Source organism: Methylobacterium variabile, from assembly GCF_001043975.1.
GTDB classification, from domain to species: Bacteria; Pseudomonadota; Alphaproteobacteria; order Rhizobiales; family Beijerinckiaceae; genus Methylobacterium; species Methylobacterium variabile.
In genome coordinates, this window is sequence record NZ_LABY01000204.1 from 18159 (window position 1) to 29150 (window position 10992).

The 10992-nt window shown below is 60.9% G+C and carries 12 protein-coding genes; 2 read left to right on the forward strand and 10 right to left on the reverse strand.

The annotated features are described in order from the left end of the window. Positions 1 to 8: 8 nt before the first annotated feature. Both VQ02_RS26520 and VQ02_RS26525 read right to left on the reverse strand, forming a co-directional pair. Positions 9 to 497, reverse strand: a complete 489-nt coding sequence (locus VQ02_RS26520) for a PRC-barrel domain-containing protein (protein WP_048447241.1) — start codon at positions 495 to 497, stop codon at positions 9 to 11. A 468-nt stretch (positions 498 to 965) separates the two neighbouring features. Beyond that, on the reverse strand, positions 966 to 1700 hold the full coding sequence (locus tag VQ02_RS26525) for a DUF4396 domain-containing protein (protein WP_048447242.1): 735 nt from the start codon (positions 1698 to 1700) through the stop codon (positions 966 to 968). A gap of 130 nt (positions 1701 to 1830) precedes the next feature. On the opposite strand from VQ02_RS26525, the gene VQ02_RS26530 reads away from it, so the two are divergent. After that, complete coding sequence (locus tag VQ02_RS26530) at positions 1831 to 2538, forward strand: LysM peptidoglycan-binding domain-containing protein (RefSeq protein ID WP_167350795.1); 708 nt, start codon at positions 1831 to 1833, stop codon at positions 2536 to 2538. A 53-nt stretch (positions 2539 to 2591) separates the two neighbouring features. Here the strand turns inward: VQ02_RS26530 and VQ02_RS26535 are convergent, their stop codons facing one another. Next, positions 2592 to 3071 carry an MgtC/SapB family protein gene (locus VQ02_RS26535; protein WP_048447244.1) on the reverse strand — a complete coding sequence of 160 codons (480 nt, stop codon included), beginning with the start codon at positions 3069 to 3071 and terminating at the stop codon, positions 2592 to 2594. A 91-nt stretch (positions 3072 to 3162) separates the two neighbouring features. Here VQ02_RS26535 and VQ02_RS26540 point away from each other — a divergent pair, with 91 nt between their 5' ends. Then, a complete protein-coding gene (locus VQ02_RS26540) occupies positions 3163 to 3564 on the forward strand; it encodes a hypothetical protein (RefSeq protein ID WP_048447245.1) in 402 nt (133 codons plus the stop codon). A 109-nt stretch (positions 3565 to 3673) separates the two neighbouring features. Here VQ02_RS26540 and VQ02_RS36135 read toward each other — a convergent pair whose 3' ends face one another. From VQ02_RS36135 to VQ02_RS26570, 7 genes are all read right to left on the reverse strand, one after another. After that, positions 3674 to 4075: a Ros/MucR family transcriptional regulator gene (locus VQ02_RS36135; protein WP_280818968.1), complete on the reverse strand. Its 402-nt coding sequence runs from the start codon at positions 4073 to 4075 to the stop codon at positions 3674 to 3676. A gap of 214 nt (positions 4076 to 4289) precedes the next feature. Further along, on the reverse strand, positions 4290 to 4538 hold the full coding sequence (locus VQ02_RS26545; protein ID WP_245239862.1) for a hypothetical protein: 249 nt from the start codon (positions 4536 to 4538) through the stop codon (positions 4290 to 4292). Positions 4539 to 4743: 205 nt separating this feature from the next. After that, a complete protein-coding gene (locus tag VQ02_RS26550; RefSeq protein ID WP_342447863.1) occupies positions 4744 to 5211 on the reverse strand; it encodes a response regulator in 468 nt (155 codons plus the stop codon). Positions 5212 to 5518: 307 nt separating this feature from the next. Continuing rightward, the gene (locus VQ02_RS26555; RefSeq protein ID WP_048447248.1) at positions 5519 to 5986 is read right to left on the reverse strand and encodes a BLUF domain-containing protein; all 468 of its coding nucleotides are present in this window, start codon (positions 5984 to 5986) and stop codon (positions 5519 to 5521) included. 13 nt (positions 5987 to 5999) lie between these two features. Further along, on the reverse strand, positions 6000 to 8366 hold the full coding sequence (locus VQ02_RS26560) for an EAL domain-containing protein (protein ID WP_048447249.1): 2367 nt from the start codon (positions 8364 to 8366) through the stop codon (positions 6000 to 6002). 257 nt (positions 8367 to 8623) lie between these two features. Beyond that, positions 8624 to 10105 (reverse strand): methyl-accepting chemotaxis protein, encoded by a 1482-nt coding sequence (locus tag VQ02_RS26565; RefSeq protein WP_048447250.1) that lies wholly within the window; start codon positions 10103 to 10105, stop codon positions 8624 to 8626. Positions 10106 to 10509: 404 nt separating this feature from the next. Continuing rightward, positions 10510 to 10992, reverse strand: a 483-nt coding sequence (locus VQ02_RS26570; RefSeq protein WP_157080828.1) for a response regulator, incomplete at its 5' end; no start/stop codon positions are given.

Below are 10992 nucleotides of genomic sequence, written 5' to 3' on the forward strand. Positions count from 1 at the left end.
CAAATTGCTCAGCTCTTGGTCTTCGTCTTGCTGTAATCGAATGTCGGAGCCTTGCTCAAATCGTCTTTACTTGTATTGAGCATTGCCTTGACGGTGTTGCCATCCTTATGGATGGCGAGATTGGACGGATCGACCGCCACATAGCGCTCGCCCATACCCAGGAAACCACCGACGCTGATAATGACACCGTTCACCGATTTGCCGTCGGTGATCACGAAGTCCTCAATCTCTCCCAAGTTCTCATTCTTGTTATTGTAGACATTCACGCCCTTAAGACGCGACGTCACCATGTCGGTAGGTTTGCTGGTGATGAAGTGGACGGCCACGGTCGTCGTATTGACCGTGCTCATGCCGCCCTTGTCGTCAGTTTTCATCGCGCCCGGCACGGGGGCATCCGTTTTTGGTGCCGTCGACTGTGCCGGCGCGGTGGATGGCGTCTGAGCCAGGGCCGGGACAGCGCAGGCGGTCAACGCCGCGGCAAGCAGAATGCGGTGCATGATCGTGCTCTCCGAGATTGAGAAATGAGGGTGCTGAATATGCGTCAGTAGCGCGGTCCGCCCGACGTCGAGCCGCGGCGCTTCTGACCTTTTGGACGGGACGGGTGCTTGCCGTTACTTATGCTCCGGCCGCGCATGTAGCGCGCAGGCGTTGTGAGCGACGGCCCCTCCGTGAGGCTGCCAGCTCCGAGGCCGGGACCACCCGCCCACGTGGGTCCGGCCGGTGCGGCCCCGGCAGGTGCGGACATCAGGATCGCCCCGAAAAGACCGGCGCAGGTTGCCGTGATCAGGGGAGTTTTGGGCTGCATGTCTTACCTCACAGGCACGTGATGAGCATGCGGGACCAACACAAGCCTAGGACTGTCGTTCCATTAAAAAATGATCATATTGGTCATCGACGGTACAGCTTCGCCATTTTTAGAGCGAAATCCAGAGTTGATGATCAAGCCAGACTAACTTAACTTGTGATTACATCTTTTCCTTGATGCCGGCGCTCACCAGCCACCAGTTCACAGGGTAGCTGGTCAGGAACCCAGCGAGCATCGCGAACTGCATGGCAAACCAGAACTCGGCCGTGTTGACCTCAGCCCGCTGCCCGAACAGGTGCGGGAACAGGTAGAGCTGGGCAAAGGCCATGAAGCCGTACATGCCGACCTGCCAAGCGATCAGCGAGGCAGTATCGGCTTTCAGCGCCGCCATGATGCCCTCGCCCGGCGAAAGCCCGCGCATCGGCACGATGGCGAAGTATTGGAACACGATGCCGAGCCCAAAGGCGAACAGGAAGTCGAGCACCCAGACCGCGTACATCTCCTCGGAGAACAGCGACTGCCAGCCGAACCAAACCGCAATCGCCGGCAGGAAGAAGGCCAGCCACTCGGCGGCGACATCCCCCAGCATGCAGCTGCTACCGCAGTGGAGCGCGCCCTTACCGACCATCACCGGGAACGGCGTCTGAGTCATGTTCGGCGGCTTCTGCTCCCGCTGTTTGGCGCGATGATGCGCTTCCATCGTCGCAAGACGCCCGTACCGGAAGTACGCCCAAACCACCGAGACTGTGCCGAACAGCGCCGTGACCGGCCAGACCACGTTCATCACGGTCATGTGCTGCGGATGGCGGACCACATCGACGGAGATGATCAGGGAGCAGACGGCGCCGAGCAACAGGGCTGCAATCGAGAGGGTATCCAGCCAGGCAGGAAACATAGGGTGCGCTTTCGTACTCTGGAGCGCAACGATAGGTCCGCGCGTGTGTTCCGCCCGGCGGCTCTCACGTCGGAACGGCTGTTCACCCATTGCGTTGCGCCAGTGCTAATGCCGCGTTCGGGAGGTTGGAGTGAGGCATCGCATCCCGCGCATGGCCACCCTGGCTCTTTTCGCTGGAGCAGGCTTCTTGGCCGGCAGTCAAGGGTTCGCCCAGGAGGCCGGCTGCCAGAATGGGACCGTGCAGGTTCAGCCCGACGACACGCTGAGCCGGATCGCCAGCCGCTGCGACGTGTCCGAAGGTGCTCTCCTGGCTGCCAATCCGTCCATTGATGGCTCGGCCGACCTGCAGGTTGGCACCACCATGCGTCTGCAGCCGACAACCAGTCAGAGCCAGGATCTCGGGAGGAGGCTCAACCACTTCGCACGCGAGGCTAACGATGCTCTAGGCCGGGTTGCCGGGCAGGTCGGGTCCTCCGCCCAGGACCTGCTCGACAAGAACCCCGATCTCAAGGCCCGCCTCGAGCGCTTGGGCCAACGGATCGGTCTGAGCGACGGCAACAGTACACCCAGTCTGACCCTGACCCCGGACAAGGGCCCGGCCGGTTCGACCGTGACGCTGGCAGCGACGGGCCTGCCAAAGGATCAGCTGGTCAAGATCGGGGTTGGTGCACCCAACTCTGCATTCCAACTCTTGCAGGATGCCCGCAGCTCGAATGAGGGCACGCTGAGCGTCAACGTGAAGGTCCCGGAGCGCAGCAACGACACCCGCGTGGTGTTCACCCTACGCGGCGGAGATGCCGTCAAGCTAACCAGCAAACCCTTTCGGATCGTGCCCTGAGCAGGAGATCCTGTCGGTAGGGCGGACGAGCATCCAAGCTGCCGTTTTAACTCTCATCGCTCTGGCTCATCCCGGGTGAGCCCGAGACGCTTGAGGCCAGTGATGACGATGAGGATGACAAGCCCAAACCCCATCGCTGCCGCGAGCAGAGTGAACTGTGCCGCCCCGGCCACGATGCCAGCTGACGCCGCGAGCCAGACGCTGGCAGCCGTCGTGAGGTTTCGGACGGTCCGCTCGGCGTCGCCCTTGGCGACGAAGATGGTGCCGGCGGCGATGAAGCCAATAGCTTGGGCTAGGCCCTGGATGACGCGAAGCGGATCGGCGTCCCCGCCGCGTGCCTGCACCTCGGCGTAGAGGCTCAGCGCGGAGGTCGTGATGACCGCCGAACTCAAGGCGACGAGCGCGTGGGTTCGGACGCCGGCATCCTTACCCTTCCACTCCCGTTCAATACCCAATGCCAAGCCGCTAATCGTCGCCGCGCCGAGCCGGAGCAAAATGTCGGTAAGCGAGATCGCGGTGGCGTCGAGCAGCATTGGGCAATCCACGGTCGGCAGGTGGGGCCTCACAGGAACCTGGGGTCATCCCAAGCCTTGATTACGAAGCCCCTCGATTGGAGGAAAGCCTATGAAGTCATGGGTCATGACGGCGATTGCGACGCTCACCCTGGTCGCACCGGCCCTGGCGGCCCCATGCAGCACGGATGCGACGAAGGCTAAGGATCCAACTCCCGATCAGGTGAACCCAAAGAGCTCGGACGTCGACAGGTCGAGCAAGAACCTGGCTGGAGGACAGCAGCCCGCCTCCCCGGGCACGGTCGGCGCCATGAACAATGTCGGTGTCAACCAGGGACTCGGCGAGAAGCCCGGTTCCGAAAAGAACATCAATCAGGGCAGCGGCGTGGGCACGTCCAGCAAGAACCTGGCGGGTGGCCAGCAACCGGCCTCGCCCGGCACCATCGGTGCCTTGAACAACGCCGGCGCCGACCAAAAGCTCGGCAATCAGGGGAACAAGGGCGACGACTGCTGAGGCGCACCTGGACTACTATGAATAGCGGCTGGGGTGCTGGTGCTGCGGCTGGCGCCACGGACATCAACACCTCAGTAATAGGGTTCTAACGTCTGGTGCTGTCAGTGGCTTACCCCACCTTGCGCGCAGAACCCCTACTCTTACGCGCTTGACCAAGGCCGATGCTCTTGGCGAGTTCGGAACGCTGTGCAGCGTAGTTGGCCGCAACCATGGGATAATCGTGCGGCAGGCCCCACTTCTGGCGGTACTCTTCCGGGGTGATCCCCCGGCTCGACAGGTGGCGCTTGAGCGATTTGTACTGGCGGCCGTCCTCAAGGCTGATCAGGTAATCCGGAGTTACCGACTTTCTGATCGGCACCGGCGGCGTCGGCTTTTCAGCGACAGGCGCGAGCGGAGCGCTCAGCCTCGTGAGTGCCGTATGGGTTGCCGAAATCAGAGCAGGTAGCTCGCCGGCCGGCACGTTGTTACGCGTGACGTAGGCAGACACGATGGCAGCGGCCAGACCGATCATCGGGTCAGCAATCGGAGAAGAAAGATTTTCACTCATTACCCAAGGCCCAAGGCTGTTTGGTCTTATGCCAGGCAGTGTTAGCAGGTGTGCTGTGCGCTTGAAAGTGTGTCAGGAGGTGGCAGGAAGCTCGGTTGCATGGGCAAGCTGTAAGGAGAATGGAACACTCGCTACGCCATGAGGTAAAAACGCTAGAGTCGGGACAATGTGGCGGCAGTCACTCGATTTCAGTAGGTGCCTTGCGGATGAAGGTCAGCACCTCGTTCAGCGGCAAGGAGCCGGGGTACTCAGGGAAAGCGAGGCTCACGGGTGCGCCGAGGACCGCCATGATATCCCGCAGGCCTTCCACCCAGGCGTCAGCCTCGGCTTGGGTTGCAAAGCCAATACGGACCATCGTCTTGCCCGGCTCGATGGTCACCGTGGCGGAAAACCGTCCGTCCGGCATGTCAAAGATTTGGTAGGTCACCCGGCGCGCCATTCCGTGGGCCTACCGCGAATTGTCGATTGTGGCAAACGATGTAACAACGATTTACTTTAGAGCGGCTCAACAGAAGGGGTTGGTGGTCCCTACGTACTTATCATTTGGTCATGTTTTATGAGCGCTGCGCAGCTCCGTCTGCATCCACTTGATCAGCAGCTCAAAATTTGTGAGTCATGAGCAATCAGTGGCCTTAGTTCTTGAGCGGGTCCGGCTTCTGCCCGTCCGGAAGGACTTCTTTTACGTGCGCATGGACCGTCTCGGCGGAGAACGGCTTGCCGATGAAGTGAGCGCCCTTCGGCATGTCGTCCGGTCCTGGCTTGAGGTTGCCGGAGGCAATCACAATCGAGATGTGCGGCCACCGCCCAGCGGTCTCGCGTGCTAGGGCAAACCCATTGCGCGAACCGGGCATCTGCACGTCGCTGAACAAGAGCACGATGCACTTTTGCTCGCGCTCAAGCAGGGTGATGGCCTTGTCGCCAGTTTCAGCCTCGAAGGTGCGGAACCCGGCCTCAGTGAGAATGTCCACCACATCCATACGGATCAGCCCGTCGTCATCGACTACAAGGGCATAGGGGGCTAGGGCTTCGGGCTGCGCATGCATTCTTACATAAGTCAATAAACCGGCAGAAGGTCCGTGATGGCTGTCGGCGCGGCCCACCGCTGCTGTGTGCAAAACGCACCGGACATCTGCACCACGAAAACGGGGTGCGGCTAATCGCTCGGGCCGGTGCGAAACTCATGAGTTTCGCTCTAAGAAGCTTTTCTTGATTCCATACGCCAAGCTTATGAGCTTGGCCCTTGGTTTTGATTTCCAGGCACGATAATTTTGTATTTTTAAGTGGCTTAAAACGGTTGTTTTATTGACACTGATCGTGGAATGATCGTTCCTATTCCTCGGTCGTAACACTTGACCGACGCCAATCGTTTGATGAATGTCAAATATACAGTCCTTCAATATCATAAATCTAACTAAAACGTGTCGATTGCAAACTTGAATGAGTCATAGGCGTAGAGTTGGTCAGCAGCAACGATCGCATAAGCTGGATCGTAGCTTGTGCTGATACTGCCTCATGCTCCTGCTCACTAAGCAGCTCTGCTGCTGTGAACAGTTTCTCGATTGTGCGATCAGGCGTGATGTTGACCATCGACCACTCGCCGAACACGCGGCTATCAGCCCGAACAAACTCCTGCAGGTCGACCCGCCGGTGGCGCAGGTCGCAGCAGATCCGCTCAAACGTCGCTTCAATCGCAGCGAGCGGTCCTTCTAGCGCCTGGATAAACATGCCCCGCGTTTGCAGCAGCGCGCCTGTCAGACCATCGGCCACGTTCCGCGCAGCTGATCGAGCGACAATATCTGCGACCTGCTGCCGGATGTCGGTCTCGCTCCCGATGAGAGCCATTTCGCTGGTGTAGAGAAGCCTATGGAGTGGCATGGGTCAGAACTCCTTAGGCGGTCAGTGCAAGCGGAGACGACGCAAACAGCGCCGTGATCGCCTCAAGCGGAACTGGACGGCTGATCAGATAGCCTTGGAGCTGGTCACAGCCCTCATCGGTGATGAACTCTGATTGCGCCTGCGTCTCCACACCTTCGGCCGTCGTCTTCAGGCCAAGGCTCGTGCCCAGCATCGCGATCGCGCGTACGATGGCGGCGCTATCCTTGTCCTCCGGGGTCTGGCGTACGAAGGACTGATCGATCTTGATCTTGTCGAAGGGGAACCGGCGCAGGTAGCTCAGGGACGAGTAGCCGGTACCGAAGTCATCCATCGAAATACGAATGCCGAGCGTCCGCAACTCGCGTAGGATCGCCAGCGTGCGCTGCTCATCCTGCAGCAGCGAACCCTCGGTGATCTCCACCTCCAGCCGCGAGCCGGGCAGCCCGGTCTCGGCCAGGATGCCCCGGATGGTTGTGGCCAGGCGGGCGTCGCGGAACTGCACCGGCGACAAGTTGACCGCCACCGTCAGGTGCGCGGGCCAGGTGAGCGCGTCGGTGCAGGCCGTGCGCAGTACCCATTCCCCGAGCGGACCGATCAGGCCGGTTTCCTCAGCCAGCGGGATGAAGTCGACCGGCGAGACAACCCCGCGCTCAGGATGGTGCCAGCGGATTAGCGCCTCGGCGCCGTCATACGCGCCCGTGCGTGCATCGACCTGCGGCTGGTAGTGGAGCGTGAACTCCTGTCGGGCGATGGCACGCCGCAGGTCCATTTCGAGCGAGCGTCGCGCCTGGATGCGCGCGTTCATGCCATCCTCGAACACACGGTAACGGCCCCGCCCGTCCTCCTTCGCGCCGTACAGGGCTAGGTCGGCGCTGCCCATCAAGTGCTCCGGCGTCGTGCCGTCGCTGGGAGCCAGCGCAATGCCGACACTGGCTCCGATGTTGAGCACGTGCCCGTCGATCAGGAACGGACGCCCGAGCAGGTCAATCACCCGCTCGGCTAAGGCCTGGATTTCCCCAAGTTTGGTGCCACCCCCCTTGAGGATGGCGAACTCGTCACCACCCAACCGGACGACGAGATCGTCGGCGTGGGTGGCACGCTCCAGGCGGCGAGCCACGCGGCAGAGCAGGGCATCGCCCATGCCGTGCCCAGATGTGTCGTTGACGGACTTGAAGCGATCGAGATCAAGGACCAGGAGCGCGAATGCGTCTTCGCCGTGGCGCGTAGCGAACCGCTCGGCCAGCGCCTCGTTGAAGCGCCGCCGGTTGGCCAATCCGGTCAGGGTGTCGTGGTGGGCCAGGCGGTGCATTTCAGCCTCGGAGCGCAGCCGCTCACGCTGATCGCGCACGGCCACCACGGTATGCGGCTTGGCCTTGATCACGATCGACTGCGCGATCACCCGCACCGGCACGCGCTCACCAGCCGCATCGAGCAGGATGGCATCAAGCTCATGGGACAGGGGGATGTCGGCAGCGGTGAGGTCGGGCAGCAGCCGCTGTAACGGTGCGCCGATCAGCTCCTCCCGTGGCAGGCACAGGACACGTTCCAGGCTGTGGTTGATCCCTGTGATTGTGTCTCCCGCACAGATCAGCAGGCCCTCGACGGCAATATCGGCCAGATCGCGCAACCGCTGGCTCTCGGCCTCGTGGCGCAGCTTGTTCAGACGCCACAGACGCAGGGCAATCAGCGACACCCCGAGGATCAGCAGCGCGGCGTTGGCGGTGAGCAGCGAGAGGATTGTCGTGTTCATGCTGCCGCCGGGAATGGCGACGCTGGGATCAAAGCTGATGGTGAGCGCATCCATCCCGATGAAGTGGGTGCCGCAGACGGCAGCCAGCAGCAGCAGCGGAGCGAGGCGTCGGACCGTGCGCCGCGGATGGAAGCCGACGACCATCGAGAGGCTACCCAGCACGATGCCAATGACGACCGAGACAACCACGGTCCGGACGTCCCAGTGCAGGGTTCCTTGCACAAAGTAGGCGCTCATGCCGGTGTAGTGCATGGCCCCGATGGCAAGCCCGATGAGGCCGCCTCCGAAGATACGGCCAGGTAGAGTTGGCCGCGCTACGACCAGCCCGGCGCCAGAGCCAACGAGAAGCACGGCGACCAGCAAGGATGCGCCCGTAAGGCTGATGGAGAAGCCGATCTCCAGGCTTGGTTCGTAGGCAAGCATGGCGACGAAGTGCGTGGCCCAGATCGCCACGCTCGTCGTCACCACGCCTGTGGCCCACCAGGCGAGCCGTTCCTGCCAGGCCTGCTCACGAAACACCTGCCGCCCAATAGCGAACGTCGAGTAGGTGCCAAGGGCACAGATGATAGCGGCCACCGCAACGAACCGCAGATCGTGCTGTTCTGTGATGCAGGCGTAGAGCTGATGCATAGCGGATCCGGGCAGCGGTCGAAGGATGGCGGACTGGAACGACCCGCCCACGCCAGGCATCTGCGCAGAAGGTACACAGCGCCGTGTTACACGCCCGGAGTATGCAGGTCTAAGATGCAGAAACCGTTAAATGGATGTGCATCTTATCTAACCGTCAGCGTTCCTGTCACAGTCGCTCCCGGCGACGACGAGAATTTCTTGAGTCCTGGCTCTCACTCGAGTTCGCACGCCAATCCTACGCTCGTATGGATCCAGGATCATGCAATCGCTCGGGCAGCGTCCCGCACTTGGCGCGTTGCCACATCCACGCATCCGCTGGCCTGAGCGATGGCCTCGACGCTGTTGGCGATACCGGCTGCTCCTTCCGAGGCGGTCTGCATGCTCCCCGAGATCTCGCGCGTAACGGCTGACTGTTCCTCAACCGCAGCCGCGATGGCGGCCGACGCCTCATCCAAGGAGCGGATGGTGGTACCAATCGTATCAATCGCCGCAACCGCTTGCTGAGTAACATCCTGCGTTGCGGCGATCTGAGCGCGGATCTGGTCAGTCGCCTTGGCTGTCTGGGCAGCGAGCGCCTTCACCTCGGAAGCAACCACCGCGAAGCCACGTCCCGACTCCCCCGCGCGCGCCGCTTCGATTGTTGCGTTCAGGGCAAGCAGGTTGGTTTGTCCGGCAATGCCCTGGATGAGACCGACCACCTCACCAATCTGCGCGGCCTGCCCGCTCAACCCAGCCACGATGCCGCCGGTGCTGCGGACCTGCTCGACAGCCGTGCCCGCAAGGTGCGCCGAATGGCTGACCTGCTGGCTGATCTCCGAGACCGAGGCAGATAACTCCTCGGCGCCAGCAGCCACAGCCTGGATGTCTGCGGCGATGCGCGAGACCGATCCGGTCGCCTCGGCCGTCTGACGTGTCACATCGGCCACCGCAGTACCAATGGCATCGAGGTCTGTGCTGATCGCCTGCTGTGCCTGTGCACGGCGCTGCCGCTCCAGCACCTGAGCCGTGATATCGGTGGCGAACTTGACCACCTTCACGACCCGGTTCTCATGGTCGGTAATCGGGTTGTAGGTAGCCTGAATGAAGATGTCCCGACCACCCTTGGCGATGCGGCGGAACTCGGCCGATTGGAACTCGCCTCGCGCCAGCGCAGCCCAGAAGCCCCGGTAGTCCGGGCTTTCCCATTCAGCCGCGTCGACGAACATGCGGTGGTGCTGACCCCGGATTTCATCGATCTGGTAGCCCATTGCGGCGAGGAAGTTGGGATTGGCGTCAAGGATGATCCCGTCGGGCGTGAAGGCGATAACGGCCTGCGAGCGGTTGAGCGCCGCCATCTGCCCGTCGAGTTCAATTGATCGCTGAGTCTGAGCCGTGACGTCGGTCGCGAACTTGACGACCTTGACCACTTGGCCGGCGCGGTTACGAAGCGGATTGTAACTGGCTTCGATCCAGACCTCGCGGCCGCCCTTGGCGAGACGTTTGAAAGAGCGCGCCTGCGGCTCGCCGCGTCCAAGCGCCTTCCAGAAATCGCGGTAGGCGGTGCTTTCGCGCTCGGCTGGCTCGACGAACATGCGATGATGCCGTCCCCGGATCTCGTCGATCTGGTAGCCCATTGCCTTGAGGAAGTTGGCATTGGCATCGAGAATGGTGCCATCGGGCTTAAATTCAATGATGGCCTGAACACTGTCGAGAGCGGCCAGCTTGGCGCGCAGGTCACGATCGTAGATCTTGGACAGCATAAACGATCCTCCGGCAGCACCTTGGCTGCTCTTCTAACGCCTGACCGGCGCATAGACGCTCTGTCTCAGGATCAGGATCTCTAGCTGCAGGTCATGTCTAATAGGTCTACGAAGACTATGAATTTATGATTAATTCAACACAAACAGATATGATATTGACCTATGTAAGTATGCGCATCACAAGAAATTGATCGCTTCACACGTCGTCGGTTGCAACCACAAATCTGGATTGCAAGAGCGTCAAAATGGATCTTGATTTTCATCCATAAATATTTAACTTTTATTGTAAATGTCGCTATAATTGAGCCATATCAAATCAAGTAATATTTCTCGACTTTTGCCGTCCAGTTGGCATTTGATAATACCGTGCGTTAGACGACGTTGATTAATTTTTGATATCTTGCTTAATCAGGTGGTCGCTGCCGGACAATATGACTGAGGGTACGGCCGAGTTGATCAGCCGAGTACGGCTTGTGCAGCAGTTCGAACTTGGTGACTCCCTCCTGCGCAAGAACATGACTATAGCCTGAGGTCAGTACCACCGGCAGGGCGGGCAGACGCCGCTGAAGGAGCTTGGCCATCTCAAGCCCGCCCATGCCTGGCATCACCACGTCGGAGAAGACGACATCGAACCCTGAGCCGTCTGATCCAAGCTTCTCAAGAGCTTCCTCGGCGTTCACGACCCAGGTCGTCCGATAGCCGAGATCCTCCAGGATCTGTGTGGCGAAGCGACCAACTTCAATGTTGTCCTCCACGACCAGCACGCATTGGCCGCTGCCCAGTGGAAAGGCCTCGTGCTCAAACCTGCTCGCTGGATCCTGAGCCGGCTGAGGCGCGACCTCCGGCAGGTAGAGCGTGAAGGTGGTGTGAACCGCTCCGGGTTTCCC